Consider the following 23998-nt stretch of genomic DNA (forward strand, 5'->3'; position numbering starts at 1 on the left):
CGTTGCTCGGATCTGGGAAATTTAACCTGACCTCAAAATGCTAAGAAGCGGCTGACGAATTGGGCTGACGATTGTAATCATCCTGGAACCGCACAATGTCGTCTTCTCCCAAATAATCACCGTTTTGCACTTCAATCAAGACCAGCGGAATTACGCCGGGGTTTTCCAGCCGATGTTGGGTGCATTGAGGCACATAAGTAGATTGATTGTTGTACAAGGTTAATTCTTGGCCATCACAAAGCACCCGCGCTGTACCCGAGAGCACAATCCAATGTTCGCTGCGATGATGGTGCATTTGCAGACTGAGGCGATGACCTGGTTTGACCTCAATGCGCTTAATCTTGTAGCCTCTGCCTTCTTCGAGAATGGTGAAAGATCCCCAAGGACGTAGCTCGGTGGCGGCGATACTAGACGCGACAGGACTGGATGTAGCCATCGATGCAGGATGTGAGGTTACTTGAGTCATTTCTCGAGGTTTAGCCAAAGTTTTCCTCCCTGGAATTACTTCAAAACGAAAAATCTAGAGGGTTTGAGCCAGCGATCGCACTGCCTTACAAACCTCTTTTGACTCTGGAGGACACCATAGCAAATGTTTACTGAGGGTTGTCATCCTAATTGATGTCATGCGCTCATCTCTAGCATCGAGTCTGACATTGAATCTGGTGTTGAACTTTGTAGCTGTATTGTGGTCAGACAGGGAGGTTTGCCATTAACAAACCAAGACTCAAAAGACAAATCTGGAAATTAAATACTTAAAAAATTAGGGTGAAACACAGAAAAATATAACCCTAAACTCGACAATTATTTCGATTCAGCATTTGTTCTCCCTTCCTAAACCCTATCCCTGTCAGTCTTTGAGGTGTCGAATAGATTAACTACTGCAATCCTGGTTAGCTAAGCGCTTTAGGAAATGCAGTTAGGCACTGAACGAGGTAGACGTTAGAGAACTAGGAAAGGTTGCCGCTAGGAAAGGTGCGATCGCCATCTACTTCTGAGTTTTGCGAGTTGACAAACTTGGCCTCCCTCTGTAGATAGATTTAGTTATGTAAAGCAACATCACTCTATAGGGTGATGATGATCGCTTAAAAAACTCCGTATCGTTCGTAGAAGCTGCGCTCGTTAGCAGTACAGGGTACGTGCCAAGTGTATGGCTTTGTATCAGCACCCGTAAGCCATCTACCGTTGAACGTACACACTTTAGTTCCCTTTTATGTTTGTTCCCTCCAGTGCATGGCAAGAGTATCCAGTGAGTCAGTCCCGTCACTAGATCTCGTTTAGAACCAATGCTACAGAAGTTGCTCTACCTCTATAAACCAAACTCAATCGGTCGATCAGTTTCTTCATTACTAGAGGTAATTGAGCTAGGAGATATGTCAATTGTGGAACTAAGAACCTGATTTTTTGAGCTTGCTACCCTATTTCTTAATATCCTTTAGTTCAGTTTCTAAGGCTATCTTGAGGTTCTTAGGTAGGGTGGACTACAAAGATTTTGTCCTGCTTAAACTACACTGCAAATAAAGCCTAGGTTAAGCAAATTTTGTAGGCTTTGTTACTTGCAATTGTTGGATTTTAACTGAGCATATTGATCAGTTATTGATTCGTGCTTCAAGTGAGTTTTAAACACCAGATTGGCTAAGGCCAAGGAGGATTGTTTATGCAATTACAAATTGAGTGTAACAACACTTCCTTGACAGACCAAGCTTGCCTATTATGCAATCAAGAATTTGAGTTGCAAGAAGCAAGAGTCATCGTTTGCAATGAAGGCGGAAAGAACTGTGGCGATCTCTGCCCTGGGTGTATTTCTAAAGGCCCAGAGTGGATTTGGCATCGATTGCTACAGACATCAAATATCTCACTAAAGGTAGAAATGATTCCCATCTCCCTCTAGCCCTGGAATGTTTTTACTAGCCTTAACTAGACGCAACATAAGAGTTGAAAACTATCTAGTTTAAAGGCTGGCTTCCGGGTAAAACCGTAATCCATGATTCTTGGTTAGCCATGAGAGTTGCTTTAGTTCATGACTATTTAACGCAACGAGGTGGTGCAGAGCGAGTCTTTGAACTGCTTTGCAAGCGATATCCTAAGGCCGATATTTTTACCTCTCTCTACGATCCTAAACGAACAATTGACCTAGGCGATCGCTTTGTCAACACAACTTTACTTCAGCGCATTCCAGGAGCTAGCAAATACTTTCGATTGATGGCACCGTTCTATTTTCCAGCATTTCGATCGCTGGATTTACGGGACTATGACTTAATCATTAGCAGTAGTACTAGCTTTGCTAAAGCAGTTAAAAAAGGCCCGGGATCACGTCATGTTTGTTTTTGCCACAATGTGACGCGCTTTCTTTGGGATACCCAGACTTATTTGCGGGAGTATGGCACCTATCACAGGTTCTATCCCCTGCTGGAAAATGTTTTCCACCAGATGCGAAATTTGGATTTGCAATATGCTCAGGAACCTGATCTATATATTGCCAATTCTAGTGTGGTAGCAAAGCGCATTCAACAAATCTATGGCAAGCCAGCTTTAGTGATTAATTATCCGATTGACAGCAGTAAATTTCTGTTTGCTGACCACAAAGCAGACTTTTATCTAGCTTCGGCTCGGTTGATTAGTTATAAGCGGATGGATGTGATTATTGAGGCGTTTAACTGGCTGGGATGGCCCTTGCTGATTACAGGTGATGGGCCAGAGCGATCGCGCTTAGAAGCTCAAGCCTTAAGCAATATTCGGTTTCTTGGTCATGTCAGTGATGCCAAACGCACTCAACTGATGGCTCAAGCCCGCTCAGTAGTAGTAGCAGCTCTAGAAGACTACGGTTTGGTACCTGTAGAAGCCAACGCTAGCGGCACTCCAGTCATCTCTTATGGAGCTGGGGGAGTGCTAGATACCCAAGTGCCGGGAAAAACGGGTGTCTTTTTCAATCGGCAAACACCAGAAGCGCTGCAAACTGCTTTATTTGCAGCCTCAGATATGACTTGGGATTATGGCAAAATTCGCCAACATGCCATGAGCCGTTTTTCGGAAGAGGCCTTCTTTGACCAAGTCGATCAGGTGATGGAGCAGGCTTGTTACTAAGATTGCGGATGATTTGATTGTTGAACTGTTTCCGAGGTGAGGGATGGTAGACCTAACTGAAAGCAAGCTCATAGAGGCTGCTGATACAGATCCAGGATATGGACAACTGTTTGCAGTTCTGATGCGGCGACGCTTCTGGCTCTTGGGTGTATTTAGTGGCGTTGTATCGATCGCTGCGGTCCTCACATTTCTAGCTGAGCCTATTTACCAAAGCTCCATGCAATTGCTGGTGGAATCCAACTACCAAAGCAAAAAAGGAGAAAACGGCAGTACAGAAGTTCCCTTCGCGGACGCTACGGTTGAGGTGGACAATGCCACACAACTGACTCTGATGCGGAGCTCTCATCTCTTGCAACGGGCGGTCAAGATTCTGAAGCCGCAATACCCAGAGATTACGGTGGCGGAGATTCAAAAATCGTTGGTCTTGACTCAGCTGATGGAGGACAAAGTCAAAACCAAGGTGTTTCAGGCGGTCTATACCGATTCTGATCCAGAGAAAACCAAAAAGGTTTTGCAAGCCATTCAAAAGGTTTACCAAGACTACAACCGGGAGCAGCAACAGCAGCGCTTATCCAAAGGTTTGTCTTTTATTACTGACCAAGTGCCGAAGGTCCAACGGCAGGTTAATCAAGCGGAAGATGCGCTGGAGAAGTTCCGCGATCGCCAAAACCTAATTGATCCCGAAGCTCAATCGAAAGCTTTGTTTGATGCGCTGAATAGTGTGCGGCAAGAACAACGCACTAATCAGGCGCAGCTCAAGGATATGCAGGCTCGTTATGTGGCTTTGCAACAGCAAGTCAAGCGATCGCCCCAAGAAGCCTTGGTTGCATCTCGCTTGAGCCAATCGTCACGCTACCAAACCTTACTAAACGAGCTGCAAAAAAGTGAATTGACCCTAGAGCAGCAACGGCTCCGCTTTAAGGATTTTGACCCCCACATTAAGTCTTTGCTAGAGCAGCGGCAACGACAACTTGGGTTATTGCGGGCCGAGGTCAGCCGTGTTTTAGGAACCGTTCCCGCGCAATTTAACGCCTCAGGGAACGACTTACTCAAAGCAGGCCAACTAGGCGCAACAGACTTAACGCTGATTACTCAATTGGTGGAGGCTCAGGTCAATACCAGAGCTTTACAGGCTCGAGGGCAAAGCTTGAGTCAAACGGAACAGCAATTAACGGCAGAACTTAAGCGCTTTCCCCGCTTGCTAGCGGAATATGGGCGGCTACAACCGAATGTGGAAGTGGGTCGGGAAACACTGCAACAGTTGCTGAAGGCGAAGCAAGAACTAGCGCTGGAAATTGCGCGGGGTGGCTTTGACTGGCAAGTGGTAGAAGCGGCTCAACTAGGAACCCAAATTGGCCCGAGCCTGAAGCAAAACTTACTTCTAGGAGCGGTAGCAGGCTTGATTCTGGGCAGTGTCGCCGCCTTTGTCCGGGAGGGCATTGATGATGCGGTTCACAGCTCCGATGAACTGGAGAAACAAGTGGCAGTACCTTTACTGGGCTTGATCCCAGCGGTGCCCCGCTCTGGCTTTAGCGAGCCAATGCTCAACTTATCCTTCCGCAAAACTCCCGCTTTGGCTCCTGCCACGCTTCAAGTTGTAGATTGGCCTCCCTTCCGGGAATCGCTGGACCTAATTTACAAAAACATTCAGCTACTCAACTCCACCTTCCCTTTTAGCTCCTTGGTAGTTACCTCCGCTCTATCGGGTGAAGGTAAATCGACTCTGGCTTTAGGGTTGGCGATGAGTGCGGCTCGCTTGCACCAGCGGGTGCTGCTAATTGATGCGGATCTCCGCCGTCCCAGTTTGCACAAGCAACTAAACCTGCCCAATGAGCAAGGACTGTCTACCTTGCTGGCCAGCGATCGCCCGATTACAGAGGAGCACAGTTATATTCAGCCAGCGATCGCCTATAGCAACATTTCCATCTTGACGGCTGGCCCCACGCCCGCTGATCCCGCCAAGCTCCTGAGTTCGCGCCGCATGGCAGAGCTGATCTCTACTTTTGAGGAATCCTACGACCTCGTCTTACTGGATGCTCCGCCAGTTTTGGGCATTGTCGATGCCATTCTCACAGCGTCCTTCTGTAGTGGGGTGTTGATGGTGGGACGGATGGGACAAGTGACCCGTAGCGAGCTAACTCAAGCCACCAACATGCTGAGCAAACTCAACATGGTTGGCGTAATTGCCAATGGCGCTGAAATGCCAGCGAATAACTATCTACCCTACGCCCGGTCTGCCTAGTAATCTGCGTGTTGCCGTGGATTGAATCTTTGAATCTATCAACTTCAGATGTCGAAATTGGTTACCGATTGAATTTCATCCGAGTCACCTTATCCCTCTGAATCGCTATGAATCTACTTTCAATCCCTACAAATTCTGTCAAGGCTCTCCCCAAGAGCGATCGCTCTTTTAAGTACGAACTGAAATGGCGGCAAAAACATCTAGTAGTCCGCCGCGCTCCCAACAGCGCTAGCAACCACCTACCCTCTCTAGAAAGCCAGCGTTGGCTAATCGCCTGCCTCAAGCGATCGCCCATTCGCCTGATCAGTCTTGCTCCGGATGTAGGAGAAGAAAAGCTCCGGTTCTGGGCGGATGCCTGTGAGCAAGCAGGTAAGTCTTTGTTCCTAACTATTCCCAACACCTCAGAATTACCGAAGAAGCAATCTGGCAGGAGTTGGCGGATCAAGCGTCTGCTGGACCGAGTTGCCGCCGCGATCGCCATTCTCCTCCTCAGTCCTGTGTTCCTCGCGATCGCCTTACTGGTACGTTTGCAATCTCCTGGCCCGATTCTTTTCTGCCAGTGGCGGGTGGGCGAACGAGGTCGTTTGTTCCGGATCTATAAGTTCCGCACCATGAGCGCGAATGCCGAGCAACTGCACCACCAAGTGATGGGTCATCAGCCAGGCTTGCACAAACATGAGAACGATCCCCGCGTCACTCCTAATGGTCGTTGGTTACGCAAGTACAGTCTGGATGAGCTACCCCAACTATTTAATGTGCTGCGCGGAGAGATGAGTTTTGTTGGTCCTCGTCCTTGGGCGCTGTATGACGCAGTCCGGATCAGCCCCGAAGTTAGGCAGCGACTGAATGCGCTCCCCGGAATTACCGGACCGTGGCAGGTGATGGCTCGTTCCAATATGCGAGACATTGATACAGTCAACCGCTCTGATTTGAAATATCTCCGTCACTGGTCACTTTGGCAGGACTTAAAAATTCTTCTGCTCACAGTGCCTAAGGTTCTAACTGGTTTCGGTGCCTACTAAGGTCGTTGGATGATATGCCATCCCCACATTATCCCGTCTTCAACACCCCTCTCCTGTAGGAGAGGGGTTGGAGGAGAGGTTATCAAGGACCTTTCCTGAAGCGTGACAACTCTTACCCCACTAGAAACATAATGCAGTTCAAGCTTCCAGCGTTTCTCCGTCAGTTGCTAAAAGCGACAAGTTTTTGGAAAGATAACGACCTGATTCTACGAGAGTTTCAGTATTTTCCAAAAATCGCAATATTGGCTGTGGTTTTCTCGCTTCTAGCGGCAGCATTTGAGGGATTCGGATTAGGGTTTTTGTTGGCGTTCTTACAAAACTTGGTCAACCCTAGTGCTGAACCTTTTCAAACCGGAATTCGTTGGTTTGATCTTTGGATTTTAGGTATTAACACATCAGAAACCAGCCGTTTGTTTAGGGTCTCTGGCTTAATTTTGCTATCAACTTGGTTGCGAGCAGGATTTAACTACCTGACTTATGTGTATACCGAAAAAGCCCAAATGCACTTGGTGAATCGCTTACACAAGCGAATTTTTGAGCAATGGCAATCCTTGAGCCTGAGTTACTTTAGTAAATCTCAATCGGGTGAACTGCTGAATAGCATCACTAGTGAAATCGGGCGACTGAGGCAAGTTTTTAATTTAAGCGCTTTCATTATGACTAAAGGCTTGACCCTTTTAGTCTATGTGGCGATTATATTTAGCATCTCCTGGCAGCTATCGATTAGTTCGGTGATGCTATTTGTCCTGCTAGGGGTAGGGTTATCCACGCTCAATAAGCAAGTGCGAGAAGCAAGTTTTCCGGTGTCGCAAGCCAATGGTCGGTTTGCTTCGATCGCAATGGAATTCATTAATGGAATTCGTACCGTCCAATCTTTTGCGACACAGGATTTCGAGCGCCGACGGTTCTATAAAGCCAGCGATGACATTGTGGAAGCAGGAACCAATGCAGTCGTTGGCTGGGCGATCGTGCGTCCTCTAGCAGAAGGATTAGCGACCACTATTTTGATCGGCATGATCATTGTGGCACTGACTGTGTTTGTCGCCAATGGCACGATGCAAACCGCTTCGTTGCTCACATTTCTATTTATCTTGTTTCGGCTAGTACCCGCAGTTCACGAAATTAATGGCAACCGCGCATTAATTAGTAGCTTTCGCGGCTCAGTAGACAATATTAAAGAGCTTCTGCGCACTGATAATAAACCATATTTACCCAATGGAGTTCGAGAGTTTACTGGAGTCAAAAAAGCGATCGAATTGGTCTCCGTTGACTTTGGTTATGACCCAATTCACTTGGTGCTGCAAAATGTTACTCTCACGATTAATCGCGGCCAAATGACCGCTTTAGTGGGGGCATCAGGCGCCGGAAAAACCACATTGGTTGATTTGATTCCCCGCTTCTACGACCCGACTCAAGGCAAAGTGTTGATGGACGGCGTAGATCTGCGCGAGTTCGACGTCAACTCGGTCCGTCGCCGCATGGCAGTAGTGAGCCAAGATACGTTTATCTTTAATACTTCTGTGCGCAATAACATTGCTTACGGCTTAGACGGGGTGGATGAAGCCGCAATTTGGGAAGCCGCTAAATTTGCCAATGCTCTAGAGTTCATTCAGGAAATGCCAGAAGGGTTTGATACCCAATTGGGCGATCGCGGGGTGCGGCTCTCTGGGGGTCAACGACAACGACTGGCGATCGCGCGGGCGCTCCTCCGCAACCCAGAGGTTCTGATTCTCGATGAAGCCACGAGTGCGCTGGACTCGGTTTCAGAACGTTTGATTCAGGAGTCTTTAGAAAAACTGTCTACAGGTCGCACAGTGATTGCGATCGCGCACCGACTCTCCACGATTGTCCGAGCGGATAAGGTAGTGGTGTTAGAGCAAGGGCGAATTGTTGAGCAGGGCACCTATCAGGAGTTGCTCGCTCAGGGTGGCAAGCTGTGGAAATATCACCAAATGCAGCATGAAGTTGGCTCAACCGCTGGATGAAGCATATAAGGAGTCGCAACCGTTAAGCCAAGGAGATTGCTATGAAAATTTTGGTCTTAGAAAATGAACCTTCTTCTCGTCGAGGCGGACAGGAATGGTGTTTGCTCGAAGTTTGTACAGGTTTAGCGCAGCGGGGACATGAAATTCATCTGATCTATCGAGAAGATGGAGATTTTTTGCCCAAGTACCAGCAATTTTGTAAGTCGATGACCAAGGTACGACGTTACGTGATTGATACGACCGGAAAACGTCACCTCATCCTCTCGTCGCTGTCCTGGCTCGGCTCCCTCTTGCCAGCGCTCAAGATTAATCCCGATGTTGTCTATATTAATCAGACGAGAGAAGCCTTTTTTGGGGGCGCTGTGGCTCGGCTGAAGCGTGTGCCACTGGTCTGTCACCTACATATCTTTCCCCACAAAACATTTCGGCCACAGATTAAGTGGGGGTTGCAACATGTCACCCGGTTTATGACGGTTTCGCAGGCCACGCTTCAAGGCTACTTGCGAGCTGGATTTGACCCCAAAACGCTTCAGGTTGTTTACAACGGCATTGACCTGAAACGGTTTTCGATGCAGGGCGATCGCCAGCAAACTCGGCAGCGGCTAGACGTACCTCTAGATGCTTTTACGGTGCTCTATGCAGGTCGTATCGATCGCCCCAAAAATATTGAAATGCTGATCCGAGCCTTTGCTCAACTGGGATTGCCCCCTGGACAAGCACGGTTGATGATTGTCGGCAGTCCTGTGGTTCATTCCTCACCCGAAGCGGCAGCAGCGTATGTGCAGGAACTCAAAGACCTGTGCAGCCAACTGCGTATCAGCGACAGTGTGCATTGGTTAGGTCGTCGCACCGATCTCCCGGAAATATTCCGGGCTGCCGATGTTTCGGTGTTGCCCAGTTTATTGCCAGATACCTTCGGGTTAGTCTTAGCCGAGTCGATGGCCTGTGGAACTCCAGCCCTCGGCCTCAAATACGGTGGCATTCCAGATGTGCTTGCAGATGAATTTGAAAAGTTTCAGATTCCTGTCGGAGATGTGGCAGGGTTGAGCGATCGCTTGCGGTCTCTGAGGAATTGGCAAGAAACAGATCCGACTTTAGGCCAGCGGTGTCGCGCCTATGTCGAGAAGCGTTTTCCGGTGGAGCGGATGGTGGCTGAAGTAGAAACCGTGTTGCAAGAAGCAGCCGAGGCAGGTCCGGTGCGGTTAGGTCCCTCGCCCGAAAGCCTGCAAGCTTGGGAAAACGAAGTTGTGACGAATCCGACAGCACTGGCAGGATTAGTGACTCGGTAGCAGTCCCCCAATCGTGTGCAAGCGATCGCTAACTAGCCCCAGTTGCAAAGTCTAAATCCCAGAGGTACCCGATGAATTTAGTGGAAACTCACAGCAACCCAGATGTTTCGATCATTATTCCGCTCTATAACAAGGGCCAATATATTGCTAGAGCATTAAATTCTATCTTGGCCCAAACACATCAAAATTTTGAAATCATCGTGGTGGATGATGGCTCCACGGACAACGGGCCAGAAATTGTCCAGAGCTACACAGATCCTCGTCTGCAATTTATCCGTCAGGCAAATGCAGGACCAGGCGAGGCTCGCAATCGAGGAATTCGGGAAAGTCGAGTCTCCCTGATCGCTTTTTTGGATGCGGATGACGAGTGGCTGCCAACGTATTTAGCTGAGTCTGTGCAACAACTCCAAGCACATCCCGATTGTGCGATGAGTGCCTTTGGCCGCTTCTTGGGTAGCGATCGCACCAGTTGGGAGCCTGAGTGCCAACGGTTTGGGGTGACAGAAGGGGAGTGGCGGATGCCGATCAACCTGGATGGTCAGTCAACCAAGCAAGTCATAGACTTCTTTCATCCGGGCGCGATTGTCTGTCGGCGACAAGTGTTAAAGCGTTTTGGCGGCTTTTATACCAAGAACGGCTGCAACTATGGCGAGGATGTGTATCTGTGGGTGCAAATTGCCCTGAACTACAAAATCTATCGCAATCCCACGCCTCTCTTTTGGTGGCATACCGAAGCATCTGAGATCTCGGCTTATAGTGCGAGAAAGATAGTGCCGCCTTGGCCGATGCTGACCGACCCTCAACCTTTACGGATGGATTGTCCGCCTGAATATCACTCAGCTTTGGAGCGTTATTTGACTTATTTAGCGGTCATTGCTGCCGAGCGTTGCATTCGGGCAGGCGATCGCGTCACCGCAGAACAGCTTTTGCAAGATTATCCAGTGGCACAGAATTTCTTGGGAGACTACCTCAAACTCCAGGTGCATCTCTGGTTGATGGACTCGCCTGGTCTACGAGATCGGCTGCGGCAGGTCAAAAGCTTGGTGCGATCGTAAACTCAAAAACTTTGCGGTGTGAGACGAGTCGCTAGGGATGAAATTGAGTCATGAAAATTGCTTTTGTCGTCGGGGAATTTCCCTCTCTATCTCAAACTTTTATCCTGAGCCAAATTACAGGATTAATTGACCGAGGACATCAAGTCGATATTTATGCCAACGTCGGGCAAAAGCAGCCTAAAAACCATCCAGATGTCGAGAAGTACGATTTGCTGCGCCATACTCACTATTGGCCCCCTATCCCTGATAATCAAATCTGGCGATGGGTCAAAGGGACTGGGTTGCTGTTGAGGCATGGCTTCAAAGATCCAGTGCTGCTGGGGCGATCGCTCAATGTGTTGAAGTACGGCAAAGAAGCGGCCTCTTTCCGATTGCTCTACCCCACCCTTCCCTTACTCAAAGAGCGGCCTGCCTATGACATTATTCATTGCCACTTTGGTTGGAGTGGGTTGCAAAGTGCCTTTCTTAAAGATATTGGTGCCCTCAGAGGGAAACTAATCACTACCTTTCATGGCTTCGATATTACGACCAGCTTGAAGCTGTTTGGCGATCGCCTCTACGACCCTCTATTTCGCATGGGCAACCTGTTTCTGCCCATCAGTCAGCGGTGGCAGCAACGCTTGATTGAATTGGGTTGTGATGAGCAAAAAATTATGGTTCACCGGATGGGCATTGACTGCCAGAAATTTACCTTTGCACCGCGCCAACCCGATGCCGATGGCAGCATTCGGTTAGTCACGATCGCCCGCTTAGTGGAGAAAAAAGGAATTGAGTACAGCATTCGAGCCGTGGCTCAACTAGCCGAAACGTACCCAAACCTGGAGTATCACGTAGTTGGGGATGGACCACTGCGAGACGCTTTATCTGACTTGATTCAAAACTTGGGTGTGCAGAAACATGTGAAGCTGCTGGGCTGGAAACAAGACCAAGAAGTACTTGAGATTTTGAACCAAGCTCACATTTTGCTAGCGCCGAGTGTCACCAGCCAAGACGGCGATCAAGAAGGAATTCCTGTGGCTTTGATGGAAGCGATGGCAATGGGATTACCTGTAATTAGCACATTCCACAGCGGCATTCCAGAGCTGATCGAACATGGCAGTTCTGGTTTTTTAGTGCCTGAGCGGGATGCTGATACTCTGGCTAGCAAGCTCAGCTACTTAATTGAGCAGCCAGAAATTTGGCCTCAAATGGGGCACGCAGGTCGTTCTTATGTAGAAACTCACTACAACATCAACCAGTTGAATGACCGATTGGTGGAAATTTACCAGCAACTGTTGCTTCAACCCTGTTAGTAAATTCAGAGGATGACCTATGCCCCAAGTTTCTGTCGTGATTCCCACGTACAACGCGATCGCCTACCTGCCCGATACGGTGGCGAGTGTCCTAGAGCAAACTTATCCAGACTTTGAACTGTTAATCGTAGATGATGGCAGTTCCGATCGTACTGTGGAATGGGTATCTGCATTAACTGATCCCCGCATCAGGCTGATTACCCAAGAAAATCAAGGGTCAGCGGGAGCGCGAAATAGAGGCATTACGGAAGCTCAGGGAGAATATATTGCTTTTCTAGATGCCGATGACTTGTGGGCACCGACCAAGCTAGAAAAACAGGTGCGGTGTTTGGGGGCAGATCCAGCCGTTGGCTTGGTCAATACTTGGGTGGTGAATATGGATGCGGCGGGCAACTTAACCGACCAAGTGTTAATGTCAGATGCCGAGGGGGAGATTTGGCAAGCGATCGCCGAAGAAAATCAGATCTTTTGTGGCAGTTCTCCGATGGTGCGGCGTAGCTGCTTTGAAACGGTGGGAGTTTTTGACCAAACACTGCGATCGGCGGAAGACTGGGATATGTGGATTCGCATTGCCGCTCGCTATCACTTTGCTGTGGTAAAGGAGCCGTTGGTGTTTTATCGCCAGCATGCCAACAGCAAATCCAATAACTTGCAGCGGCATTTACATCATCGTTTGAAGGTAATCGACAAAACCTTTGCCTCTGCCGCCCCAGAACTCCAGTATTTGAAAAATCGAGCCTATGGACGGGCTCATCTGTCGGTCGCTTGGAAGCCTTTGCTGGCGAAAGATTATGACACTGCTTTAAGCTTGCGGCGACAGGCTTTGACCTACTATCCCCAACTTCGTTCCACCAAAAGCTATCTGCGCTTGGGTCTGATTATTACCGCCATGCGTTGGTTAGGTCCGCAAGGCTACCAAAAGCTGAGAAACCTGTTGCACACTCTCCGCAAGCAGAAGCCCTGGCTGAAACAAGAAGTGCCTGGTTAATTTCCTAGTTAATTTCCTGGTTAATTTAGTGAGCCTAGGCTTTGGCAGCAATGAATGATGGAACTTTGTGAGGATTGGGGAAACAGATTATGACCGCAGAGACCAAGCATCAGGGGCCTCTCGTCAGTGTGATTATTCCGACCTACAATCGCCCCGGTTATTTAAAGCAGGCGATCGCAAGTGTCGTTCAGCAAACTTACACCAATCTTGAAATCATCGTTTCAGATGACTGTAGCCCAGAGCATCCCCAACCGATTATTGATGCTTTTCAAGATGGGCGGATTCGCTTGCGCCGCAATCCGACTAACTTAGGCATTGGCTTGAATGCAACCTACGCCTTCAAAGAGGCTCAAGGTAAATATGTAGCAAGCCTGAATGATGATGATCTTTGGTGTCCAGATTTCCTAGAGAAACTGGTACCACCGTTGGAAGCTAACCCAGATTTAGCTCTAGCATTCTGTGACTACTTCATCATCAACTCGGAAGGCGCGATCGACGCTCCAGCTACAGAGAAACAATCTTGCCGAGAAAAGCGGCATCAATTGCAGGCGGGTATTTATCGACCTTTTTGGGAACTGGGTTTAATCGATCGCTCGGTATTTGCAGCTTCTGCGGCCTTAATTCGCTGTGAGGCTGTGGCTTGGGAGCGCTTACAGGAAGCAGGCGTATTTTGGGACTACTACATTAGCTATCTGGCTTGTCGTTCTGGTCAGGGAGCTTACTACTGCCCAGAGCGCTTAGCTTGCTACCGCATCCACGCTCAGTCGGAAAACATGACCAGCGGGAATCGCAACGCTCAAGCCAAAATTCGTAAAGGTAAGGCAGGAATTGCTTGCTATGAAAGCTTTATGGCTGATGCTCCGACTCCGAAGCTACGAAAATACTTTGAGCGGGAATGGGCCTATGCTAATACGACTTTGGGGATTGGATTGTTGCGGGCAAATCAAGCGATCGCGGCTCGGCCCTATCTCTTGCGATCGCTCCAATACCAAAAATTGAATCTTCGGACGATGGTGGCTTTAGCTTTAAGCTTTATTCCTCAGTCGTTAGCAAGTCCTTTTTTGCAAATGCGAAATGTTTTTGCCGAGCATTCCAATCATTTGTAGGTTAACTATCTGTTCTGTTCCTGAAGATGGTTGTCTTAAAATCCTGAAAACTTGAAAATCTATTGAATTTTTAATTATTAAATAATAGACCTTTAGAGGAAAAGAGAAATGATTCAAGCCGCCTTAATTCGCTCAATCTCAACAGTTATCATTGCCCAAAATGAGGAAGAATGTATTGCTAATGCCATTCAATCTTGCTTACCTTTTGCGGATGAGATTGTTGTGGTTGATGGTGGCAGTCAAGATGCTACAGTGCAAATTTCTGAGAGCCTGGGTTGTAAGGTTTATACTAATCCTTGGCCAGGATACTCCAAGCAACGCAATTTTGGGGCAGACCAAGCAAAGCATGATTGGATCTTTTTTCTAGATGCTGATGAGGTGGTAGATACGGAGTTAGCGATCGCAATTTCAGCTTGGAAAACGGGTTTGGAGCCAACCACTAAAGCTCTCTCTGTGAAACGGGTTGGAGACTTTTTTGGCAAATGGTTGGATAGCCGAGCCGAAGCCCATGTGCGCTTGTATGACAAAACTCAATGTCGAATTAAAGATGTGCTCGTTCATGAAGGGCCTGATGTCAAAGACGACCCTGTGACGTTGTTGCCAGGAACTTTATGGCATCAAGGATTTCGAGATATGAGTGATCTAGTAATTCGATTTAATAAATATACTGATTTGGATGCTAACCAAGCTCATTTGTTAGGCAATAAATTTAGTTTAATTAGATTGCTATTAAAGCCACCTGCAAAGTTTTTGCAGCAATATCTTTGGTATGGCATGTATCGCCAAGGTTTAGCAGGTTTTACATTAGCTAGTTTGTGGAGTTATTACATTTTTCTCAAGGAAATCAAGCTCTATGAAATTGATTGGCGAGCTAAAGGGGAGACTCAACCAGAACCAAAAGAATTTGGCTTGCCTGTGACACCGACTCATCAAGTTCAAGCTTAAGTTTTTCGTACCTTTTTAGTTATTAACTACTTCACAAGCTCATGCAAATTCGCTCCTCCAGAGCAGCCACAAAAAGCTTTAACTTTGGGTTGAAACCAGCCCCTGCTTGGATGGCAATCCTGGGTTTTACCTTGTTTTCAGCCTTATGTCTGGTGGTGAAATCAGGGCTACTCAGAATTGCCTTTCCTGGGGGCGCTTTTCTGGTGGGATTGTTTCTCTATGGGCGTTATCCCTTGCTCTATCTAGGCTTTACCTGGTGGATTGCGTTTTTGTCGCCTTGGGTGCGACGCATGGTGGATTACAACAGTGGTTGGGTGGACCCAAGTACTATCTTGCTGGCTCCTTTTTTGGTCATGTTAGTGACCCTAGCAACTTTGGTGCGATCGCTGCCTAGAGCTGCACGCCAGGGAGGTTTGCCCTTTATTTTGGCTTTTGTGGGAGTCATCTACGGTTTTTTGGTGGGGCTGATCAAATACCCGCCAACGGCTGTAGTAGTCCCCATGCTGAACTGGTTCACCCCGATCCTGTTTGGGTTTCATCTATTCGTCAATTGGCGAAGTTATCCTAGTTACCGCCAAAGCTTAGAGCGCATATTTCTTTGGGGCGTTTTAGTTTCAGGGGCTTACGGCGTGTATCAATATTTGGTGGCACCGCAATGGGACCGATTTTGGCTAGTCAATTCTAAGGCTATTGCCTTTGGTACCCCAGAACCATTGGGCATCCGGGTCTTTAGCATCATGAACTCTCCTGGCCCCTTCGCCACAGTCATGCTGGCAGGCTTAATGTTGCTGCTAAGCGGCAAAGGCAAGCTGCGATTTTTTGCCTCTGGAGTGGGCTATTTGTCGTTTCTGTTGTCTCTGGTCCGCTCGGCTTGGCTTGGTTGGGGAGTCGCGATGTTGACCTTTTTGCCATCCCTGAAACCAAAGCTACAGATGCGTCTGGTAGTGACGATTGTGGTGATGGCGCTTTGCATTATTCCGCTCGCCAACCTTGATCCGTTTGCCGACACGATTGGAGCCCGTTTGCAGTCTCTCACGAATACCAAAGGAGATGTCAGCTATAGCCAGCGCAGCGAGGGCTATGCCGCGACCTTGAGTTTAGCGCTCTCCCAATTTCTCGGCCAAGGCTTAGGGTTTGTCCTGGAAGGCACCAGTTTGGGTAGTAATGACAGCGGCATTTTGAGTATGTTTTTCTCGCTCGGTTGGTTCGGGACCATTCCTTATTTAGGTGGCATTATTTTGCTGCTGTTTAGCTTATTTCAGTCTGTCGATATTCGGGCCGATACCTTTGCCAGTGCGGCTCGTGCGATCAGTTTGGGTGTATTTGCTCAAATTGGCCTAGGCAGCGTCACATTGGCTCTTTCAGGAGTTGTGTTCTGGGGGTTTGCGGGTATGGCTCTGGCTGCTAGCCAATACCATCGCTACCAGCGGTTAACAGCTTTGCAGTCAGGATGAAAAGTTTAGAAAAAGCGATCGCGACTCTCTCATTCTTGATCGCGCTGGATTTCACTTAGTTTCAGGAGAAATGAATGAAAGATGCTTCAAATTATCCTGCGACTGCAATCAGTCCAGTACAGTTAGGCACTTCAGCTAAGGTAGTAATCTCAGGTTCATCTACTAAGAAAAAGCTAGAACTAATTCAGGCTTGTCGAGGTATTGCAGCGCTGTTGGTGGTGTTGTTTCACGTCACTGAATTTAACCTGCAAAAGTTAAATCAAAACTTCCTGGCAGGGCTATTTGCTTTTGGAGGTTCAGGCGTTGATTTCTTTTTTGTGTTGAGTGGATTTATTATCTTCTTCGCTCATCAAGCTGATATTGGACAGAAGAAGAAACTTAATGCTTTCATGGTTAAACGAGTTATTCGTGTGTACCCCCTCTATTGGATCATCACCCTGGCTTTGTTGCCAATTTACTTCTTGATCCCCTCATTTGGTAAAGGCTACGAGCGGGATTTAGGTGTAATTTTGAAGTCACTTTTGTTAGTGCCTCAAGAAAATTTTCCTGTTTTAATCGTTGGCTGGACCCTAACTCACGAAATTTTCTTCTACTTTATCTTTGGTTTAGCAATTTGGCTCACACCTAAAGTTTCTCGATTTGTGCTTTGTAGTTGGCTAGGTGGAACTTTGACCTTTTTCTGGTTGACTGTCAGCGATCGCGCCTCCTCTGTACAGCCACCCCTGCTCTTGAACTTTATTTTTAATCCGCACAATCTAGAATTTGCCTTTGGTTGTTTGGCGGCTTATTGGGTAGTAGGGAAAAGAATAAAACCAGGAGCAATCTACTTAATTGCAGGAGTAGTATTATTTATCACTTCGGGGTTAGGTGATAACTACACAAACGTAGAAATTCCTGATGTGATTGCTTATGGGTTACCCTCGATGTTAGTTGTATTAGGGGCAGCCTCGATTGATTTGAATCAAGGCTGGAAAACTCCCACTTGGCTGAACGGATTAGGAGATGCTTCCTACTCGATTTATTTAGTGCATTATCCCTGTTTGGCTGCCTGTTTTAAGGTGGCGATCGCGCTAAATCTTGTCAGTTTATTTGGGAATTTCCTCACCATGAGCCTGTTGACTGTGATCGCAGTCATTGTTGGTTGGTTGACCTACTTGTATCTTGAAAAACCGTTAATTACTTGGCTACGGCGTAAGTTAGTTCCGAAGCAATCTGCTTGGGTTAATGCTCAATAACTTCAGTTGAATTCAGTGTTGATAAAAAACCAGCTTATTTAGTTCTGAATTGATTCTGGCGTTTCTAAGGATTTCTTATGAAGATTCTCTTCTTAGATCAAAGCGGCAAGCCAGGAGGGGCAGAATTATGTCTGCTGGATATTGCGAAACCCTATCGCGATCGCTGTTTAGTCGCTTTATTGGCAGATGGCCCCTTCCGGGATCTCCTAGAGCAACATCAGATTCCGGTACAGGTGCTTAGCTCTGAAGGCATCCAAGTGCGAAAAGATAGCGGTTGGCGGCAAGGCTTTGGTAGCTTGGCTCAACTCCTGCCCCTAATTACCCAAGTGGTGCAGTTGAGCCGCAACTACGACTTGATCTATGCCAATACCCAGAAAGCTCTTGTTGTGGGAGCTTTGGCTGCTTGGCTCAGTCGTCGGCCTTTGGTTTATCACTTGCATGATATTCTCTCACCCGACCACTTCAGTTCCATGAATCGGCGGCTTGCAGTCACTTTGGCAAACCGGTTTGCCTCCTTAGTGATTGCCAACTCAGAAGCGAGCCAAACCGCTTTTATTGCGGCGGGTGGTCGTGCTGAGTTAACCCAAGTCATTTATAACGGCTTTGAACCCCAAATCTATCAGTCTTCCAATGCTGAGGCTGTGCAATTGCGGCAGCAACTGGGTTTGGAGGGGCAGTTTGTAGTGGGTCATTTTAGTCGGCTTTCGCCTTGGAAGGGGCAACATGTCTTGCTGGAGGCTTTGGCGCACTGCCCACAGGATGTCATGGCTTTATTTGTCGGTGACGCTTTATTTGGAGAGCAGCAATATGTCGAACAACTGCATCAACAAGTCAACGCGCTCGGTTTACAAAAACGGGTGCGTTTTTTAGGGTTTCGTTCTGATGTCGTGACCCTGATGAAATCTTGTGACCTGATTGCTCACACGTCCACAGCTCCAGAACCGTTTGGGCGGGTAATTGTAGAAGCCATGCTCTGCGGCAAACCAGTGGTTGCTGCTAAATCGGGCGGTGCGATCGAATTAATTACGCCTGAGGTTGATGGTTGGCTAGCGACTCCTGGAAATCCTCAACAACTGGCAGCTGTGATTAATCTCTGTCGGAATCAACCAGAACGCTCCAGCGCGATCGCCCATCACGCTCAAATCCAAGCTAGTCAACGCTTTAACCTGGACATCATCAACCAAAAAATTGCTCAACTCCTAGGGCAGACCCTCGCACGAGTCCCGCAGGTTTAATTACACCTAGCCCCTTCCTCGTTATTCGCAAGTTGCCAGCTTATGAAGTTTTCCCTTGCTTATTCCATGAAACGCTACCGTTATTCCTTACTAGCCTTACTCAGTGCTCTACTACTTGCCTGTACCGCTTCCTGGTCTCCCTCGCAGGCCCAATTACAACCAGAGCAGGCTCGCAGTGCTGACTCATTCGTGAACTCGATTGGCGTGGCAACTCATCTACGCTATGTTGACACTGCCTATGGCAACTACGACACGATTATCAGGCCCAAATTGCAAGAGTTGGGAGTGCGCCATATTCGTGACGGAGGTAAGAACTCAGAGTTTTACCGCCGACTCAACGATTTAGCTACCCTGGGAATCAAATCAACTTTAGTGATGGATTCTAGAGATGGCATTACGCCTGCCAATGTTGTTGCAGAGGCGATTCAACCTGTCTTGTCCTCGATTGAAGCAGTCGAAGGGCCAAATGAGTGGGATGTGAATCCTCAAGCAACTTATAAAAACCAAGCTTTTCCGGAAGGGCTGCGGGCTTACCAAGATGAACTGTATGCCGCAGTCAAGGCAGATCCAACGACAGCCGCATTACCTGTGCTCATGCCTTCCTTGGCCATTCCCTACTATGCTCCTCGCTTAGGCTCCCTGACTTCGGCGGATCTGGGCAATATGCATAGCTATGCGGGGGGCAACTTGCCCAGCCAGGACCTAGACACAAAGTGGGTGCCTTTGACTCAGGCAGTCACGGGGGTAGCTAAGCCAATTGTGGCGACAGAATGCGGTTGGCATAATGCCACCAGCGATCTCAAAGCGTCTCAGCCAGGGATTTCGGAACTTGCAGCAGCTAAATACGTCCCTAGACTCTATCTGGAGTATTTTAATCGGGGCATCCAGCGATCGTTCCTTTACGAACTCATCAACGAGCGCCAGGGCACTACCCAAGAACAGAACTTTGGTCTGCTCCGGAACAATGGCTCTGCTAAACCTGCCTTTGACTCCCTAAAGAACTTGATTGCTTTGCTAAAAGATCCGGGTTCTGAGTTTGCTCCGCAGGCTCTGAGCTACAGCTTGAGCGGCAGCAGTGCTCCCCTAAGTCCCGCTGTGCATCATACGCTGCTGCAAAAACGGGATGGTCGATTTTATTTAGCGCTGTGGCAAGAGGTTTCTAGTTTTGATTTGCAAACGAAACTGGATGTTTACGTTCCTCAGCAGACCGTGACTGTAACTCTGGGAACGCGAGTGCGTCAGGCAACCACCTACAAACCGTTAGCGTCTGTCGCTCCTGTACAGCGATACGCCAATCCCAAGCAATTAAACTTGACTATCTCTGATCATCCGCTCGTGATTGAGCTAGTTCCAGCGTAAGTGAACCGATAACCCAAGCAACTGGAGGATTCTATGCCTGTAACCTTGCGATCGCAGCAACCATCTGTGAGCTTATTTATCCCTAACTTAGCGGGGGGCGGAGCAGAGCGAGCGATGTTGCACTTGGCTCAAGGCTTTGCGGCAAGAGGCTTAAAAACTGATCTAGTGCTGGCTCAAGGAGAAGGTGCTTATCTCGATAAGGTGCCTGCCAATGTCCGTCTGATTAACCTCAAAGCCAAGTCCCCTGTCATCGTTTCTAAAACTTGGGCGCTCAGACGCTACTTGCAGCAAGAAAAACCCGATTTCTTGCTCTCAGCTTTAGATATCGCTAGTTCCGCAACCTTGGCCCAGCGCTTAGCAGGGGTGCCAACTCGGATTGTGATGTGTGTGCAAACCAATCTCTCGCAGCAGTTTCAAGATAGGCATGGAGGGACTGGCAACGTTCGGCCTTTTTTAGTGCGGCAGTTTTATCCTTGGGCCGATGCGATCGTGGCTGCTTCTCAAGGAACAGCGAGAGATGTGGCGCAGATGGCAGGCTTGCCTGAGGATAAGGTGCAAGTCATCTACAATCCAGTCGTGATGCCAAATTTGGTCGAGAAAATTAAAGCACCGATTGATCATCCCTGGTTTGCGGCTGGAGAACCTCCGGTAGTTTTGGGGGTGGGGCGGTTAGTCAAGCAGAAAGATTTTCTCACCTTAGTCCGCGCTTTTGATTTGGTGCGACAACGCCATCCCGCCCGATTGATGATTTTGGGAGAAGCCGATCCACGCGAGCCTCTGGTGAAGCCAGAGTTGGAAGCTTTGATTCAAGAGTTAGGCTTGCAAGATAATATAGCGTTGCCTGGCTTTGTCGAAAACCCTTATGCCTACATGGCACAGTCAGCCGTGTTTGTGCTCTCCTCGATCTATGAAGGATTCGGCAATGTGGTGGCAGAAGCCTTGGCCGCAGGTACTTCTGTCGTTTCGACAGATTGCGAAAGTGGCCCCGCAGAGATCTTGAGCAATGGCAAATATGGTCGCTTGGCTCCTGTTGGTGACTTTAAAGCTTTGGCAGATGGAATTATTGCCGCGCTAGAGCAACCAACCGATGCTGAAGTGTTACAGCAGCGGGCCAATGCTTTTGCTATGGACAATATCGTGGGGCAATATCTGGATGTGCTGGAGAACCTCAGCCGCCAAGATGCTCTTCAAGCTAGCTAATCTACAAGACAGCTAAGTCGTTGAGCAGAGAACGTGATGCGAATTCTCCATATCCTGAATGATGTCCGAGAACTCGGAAACGGCATTATCAATGTGGCGATCGATCTGGCCTGTTTGCAAGCCAAAGCGGGGCTTGAGGTAGCCGTAGCCTCTGATGGTGGCGAGTACGAAACCCTTTTAGCAGACTGCGGTGTCACACATTTCCCCTTGAATCAGCAGCGGCAACTGGGGAATTTCCTCCGAGCTACCAAGGAATACCGAGCGATCGCCCAAACGTTCCAACCGGATATTGTACATGCCCACATGATGACTGGAGTGGTTTTGGCGCGCTGCTTACGCAGATTTGGCAACTATAAGCTAGTTTCTACCGTTCATAACGAGTTTCAGCGCAGCGCTACTTTAATGGGCGTGGCTGATCGCGTGATTGCAGTGAGCCAAGCGGTGGCTGATTCAATGGTGCGCCGAGGCATTCCGCAGAGGAAGCTGCGAGTAATTCGCAATGGCACTTTGGGTAGTCCTCGCCAGCGTTCTTCTTCTCTCCCTGCGATCTCTCTCCAGCATCCCGCGATCGCTACCGTGGCAGGAATGTATCAGCGCAAAGGCATTACAGAATTGATTACGGCTTTTGCTCAAATTGCCGCAGATTTCCCGGAGGCACATCTGTATTTAATTGGCGAGGGGCCTGACCGCCAGATGTTTGAAGCCCAAGCTCAGGCTACGCCAGTATCAGAGCGCATCCATTTTCTAGGGTTTCAACCCCAACCCCAAAGATATTTGCAAGCCACGGATATTTTTGTGTTGGCTTCTCATCAAGAACCATTTGGCTTGGTGCTGTCGGAGGCGCGGGAAGCGGGATGCGCCATCATCGCCAGCAATGTAGATGGTATCCCAGAAGCATTAGATCAAGGGGCCGCAGGTTTATTAGTTCACCCTAAAGATAGTGCAGCGATCGCGGCAGCTTTATTAGAATTGCTTCAGTGTTCTCAGCAGTTGCAAGCCTGGAAGGAACAGGCCCAACGCAACTTAGCTTGGTTGAGTGTGTCACGTGTGCATCAAGAAATTTTAGCAGTCTACCAAGAGCTGATAGCAGAACGCGATCGCTCTAAAGCATTTACCAGCTTTGAATTGTAATATTTGCTGTTTCCTTCGTTGAATTCAGGCACTGGCTTGAAGGCGGGTCTCTATCTAGTCAAGTAGAACAACTCGTTAAACCAGACATCCTATGTAGACCTGTCCCCCGTCTCCTCTCCTTCAGGAGAGGGGTGCTGTAGGCGGGGTGAGGTTGGCATGGACAAATCTCACTCATCCAGTACTTCAGCCATAACCCATGAGTTTTCAGTCTCCGCTTGTTTCAGTGATTATCCCTGCATATAACACTGAACTCTATATTGGCCCAGCTTTGGAATCAGTTCTGTCACAAACGTATCAAAACATTGAAGTTTTGGTAGTAGATGATGGATCGCAAGATCGAACTGCCGAAATTGTTGAATCTTTTGTGCAAAGAGATCCGCGCGTGCAGCTACTGAGGCAGAAGAATGCTGGAGTGGCAGCGGCTCGGAACCTAGCGATCGCCCACTCTCAAGGAGAATACATTGCCCCGATCGATGCCGATGATATTTGGTATCCCGAAAAGCTAGAAAAACAAGTGCAATGTATGTTGCGATCGGGTCCAGAAGTAGGGCTCGTGTATACCTGGTCGGTGCACATTGATGAAGCAGGATTAATCATTGGTAAATATAACTTGGAACGAGCTTATAAACCGGAAGGCTCTATCTATCCCATCCTGGTTTATTCCAACTTTTTGGATAATGCTAGTAACCCACTGATCCGTCGCACTTGCCTAGATCGAGTGGGAGGATTTAATCCAGAATTGCGGGCGCAAAATGCTCAAGGCTGCGAAGATTGGGAGTTGTATTTACGCATCGCTGATGCTTATGAATTTCGCGTTGTGCCTGAGTTTTTAGTTGGGTATCGTCAGTTGTTAGGAAGCATGGCCAGCAATTGTCGAGCGATGGCTAAATCTTATCAGTTGGTCATAGCGGAAGTACAAGCTCACCACCCAGAGATTCCACAGACAATTTATCGCTGGTCTAGGGGATGTTTCTATCACTATTTGATGGGTAAAAGCTATAAATCTGGAGCGCACTGGCACACATTAGAGTGGCTGGCTCTGACGCTCAAGGATGATCTGAGCTTGCTACTGCGTCCTGGCTTGTATCCGATGATCCTGACCTGCTTACTCAAAATTGCCGCTAAACCAGTTACCTCCTTGATTTGGCCTGATCATCGTTCCTGGCTAGAATTTAGACAGCGTTTTAGATTACCGCCGCGTCCGCTAACGATTGAAGAGATTAACAATCAGGAGACAAAGCCTCTGCCAATTCTGAAACCCTACGATTGGGTACTTTTATGGCGTTGGACAAAAGCAATGAAAATTTGTCAACAGCTTGCCTCTATCAAATCAAAAAAATTACAAGAATTGCTGCTTTCGCATTAAACTTTTAGCAAAA

The 23998-nt window shown here is 48.1% G+C and carries 19 protein-coding genes; 18 read left to right on the plus strand and 1 reads right to left on the minus strand.

Features of this window, described 5'->3' with window-relative positions; all coding sequences use genetic code 11:
• Positions 1 to 40: 40 nt before the first annotated feature.
• Positions 41 to 436 (minus strand): phosphomannose isomerase type II C-terminal cupin domain, encoded by a 396-nt coding sequence (locus NDA01_RS10945; RefSeq protein WP_431193382.1) that lies wholly within the window; start codon positions 434 to 436, stop codon positions 41 to 43.
• A 1218-nt stretch (positions 437 to 1654) separates the two neighbouring features.
• Between NDA01_RS10945 and NDA01_RS10950 the strand changes: the two genes are divergently transcribed.
• The 18 genes from NDA01_RS10950 to NDA01_RS11035 all read left to right on the plus strand — a co-directional run bounded on the left by NDA01_RS10950 (position 1655) and on the right by NDA01_RS11035 (position 23985).
• Positions 1655 to 1888, plus strand: a complete 234-nt coding sequence (locus NDA01_RS10950; protein ID WP_190439566.1) for a hypothetical protein — start codon at positions 1655 to 1657, stop codon at positions 1886 to 1888.
• 110 nt (positions 1889 to 1998) lie between these two features.
• Complete coding sequence (locus NDA01_RS10955) at positions 1999 to 3081, plus strand: glycosyltransferase (protein WP_348227964.1); 1083 nt, start codon at positions 1999 to 2001, stop codon at positions 3079 to 3081.
• Between the two features lie 43 nt (positions 3082 to 3124).
• A complete protein-coding gene (locus tag NDA01_RS10960; protein ID WP_348227965.1) occupies positions 3125 to 5323 on the plus strand; it encodes a GumC family protein in 2199 nt (732 codons plus the stop codon).
• A gap of 107 nt (positions 5324 to 5430) precedes the next feature.
• On the plus strand, positions 5431 to 6345 hold the full coding sequence (gene hepC, locus NDA01_RS10965) for a heterocyst development glycosyltransferase HepC (RefSeq protein WP_190439556.1): 915 nt from the start codon (positions 5431 to 5433) through the stop codon (positions 6343 to 6345).
• Positions 6346 to 6476: 131 nt separating this feature from the next.
• The gene (hepA, locus tag NDA01_RS10970; RefSeq protein ID WP_348227966.1) at positions 6477 to 8330 is read left to right on the plus strand and encodes a heterocyst formation ABC transporter subunit HepA; all 1854 of its coding nucleotides are present in this window, start codon (positions 6477 to 6479) and stop codon (positions 8328 to 8330) included.
• Between the two features lie 41 nt (positions 8331 to 8371).
• Positions 8372 to 9619 carry a glycosyltransferase family 4 protein gene (locus tag NDA01_RS10975; protein WP_348227967.1) on the plus strand — a complete coding sequence of 416 codons (1248 nt, stop codon included), beginning with the start codon at positions 8372 to 8374 and terminating at the stop codon, positions 9617 to 9619.
• A 71-nt stretch (positions 9620 to 9690) separates the two neighbouring features.
• Positions 9691 to 10674 (plus strand): glycosyltransferase family 2 protein, encoded by a 984-nt coding sequence (locus NDA01_RS10980; protein ID WP_348227968.1) that lies wholly within the window; start codon positions 9691 to 9693, stop codon positions 10672 to 10674.
• Between the two features lie 50 nt (positions 10675 to 10724).
• Positions 10725 to 11966: a glycosyltransferase gene (locus NDA01_RS10985; RefSeq protein WP_348227969.1), complete on the plus strand. Its 1242-nt coding sequence runs from the start codon at positions 10725 to 10727 to the stop codon at positions 11964 to 11966.
• 19 nt (positions 11967 to 11985) lie between these two features.
• Complete coding sequence (locus NDA01_RS10990) at positions 11986 to 12954, plus strand: glycosyltransferase family 2 protein (protein ID WP_348227970.1); 969 nt, start codon at positions 11986 to 11988, stop codon at positions 12952 to 12954.
• Positions 12955 to 13043: 89 nt separating this feature from the next.
• Positions 13044 to 14060 carry a glycosyltransferase family 2 protein gene (locus NDA01_RS10995; RefSeq protein WP_348227971.1) on the plus strand — a complete coding sequence of 339 codons (1017 nt, stop codon included), beginning with the start codon at positions 13044 to 13046 and terminating at the stop codon, positions 14058 to 14060.
• Positions 14061 to 14168: 108 nt separating this feature from the next.
• Entirely contained in the window at positions 14169 to 15005 is an 837-nt protein-coding gene (locus NDA01_RS11000) for a glycosyltransferase family 2 protein (RefSeq protein WP_348227972.1), read from the plus strand.
• A 41-nt stretch (positions 15006 to 15046) separates the two neighbouring features.
• Positions 15047 to 16459: an O-antigen ligase domain-containing protein gene (locus NDA01_RS11005; protein WP_348227973.1), complete on the plus strand. Its 1413-nt coding sequence runs from the start codon at positions 15047 to 15049 to the stop codon at positions 16457 to 16459.
• Positions 16460 to 16533: 74 nt separating this feature from the next.
• The gene (locus NDA01_RS11010) at positions 16534 to 17694 is read left to right on the plus strand and encodes an acyltransferase family protein (protein ID WP_348227974.1); all 1161 of its coding nucleotides are present in this window, start codon (positions 16534 to 16536) and stop codon (positions 17692 to 17694) included.
• A 77-nt stretch (positions 17695 to 17771) separates the two neighbouring features.
• Complete coding sequence (locus NDA01_RS11015; protein ID WP_348227975.1) at positions 17772 to 18929, plus strand: glycosyltransferase; 1158 nt, start codon at positions 17772 to 17774, stop codon at positions 18927 to 18929.
• A 42-nt stretch (positions 18930 to 18971) separates the two neighbouring features.
• Positions 18972 to 20288: a hypothetical protein gene (locus NDA01_RS11020; protein ID WP_348227976.1), complete on the plus strand. Its 1317-nt coding sequence runs from the start codon at positions 18972 to 18974 to the stop codon at positions 20286 to 20288.
• Between the two features lie 33 nt (positions 20289 to 20321).
• Positions 20322 to 21488, plus strand: coding sequence for a glycosyltransferase (locus NDA01_RS11025; protein WP_348227977.1), 1167 nt, complete (start codon positions 20322 to 20324; stop codon positions 21486 to 21488).
• Positions 21489 to 21524: 36 nt separating this feature from the next.
• Positions 21525 to 22619, plus strand: coding sequence for a glycosyltransferase family 4 protein (locus NDA01_RS11030; protein WP_348227978.1), 1095 nt, complete (start codon positions 21525 to 21527; stop codon positions 22617 to 22619).
• Between the two features lie 196 nt (positions 22620 to 22815).
• Positions 22816 to 23985 carry a glycosyltransferase family 2 protein gene (locus NDA01_RS11035; RefSeq protein WP_348227979.1) on the plus strand — a complete coding sequence of 390 codons (1170 nt, stop codon included), beginning with the start codon at positions 22816 to 22818 and terminating at the stop codon, positions 23983 to 23985.
• Positions 23986 to 23998: the final 13 nt, after the last annotated feature.

Origin of the sequence: Trichocoleus desertorum AS-A10, from assembly GCF_039962155.1 — a bacterium.
Taxonomy (GTDB): Bacteria; Cyanobacteriota; Cyanobacteriia; order FACHB-46; family FACHB-46; genus Trichocoleus.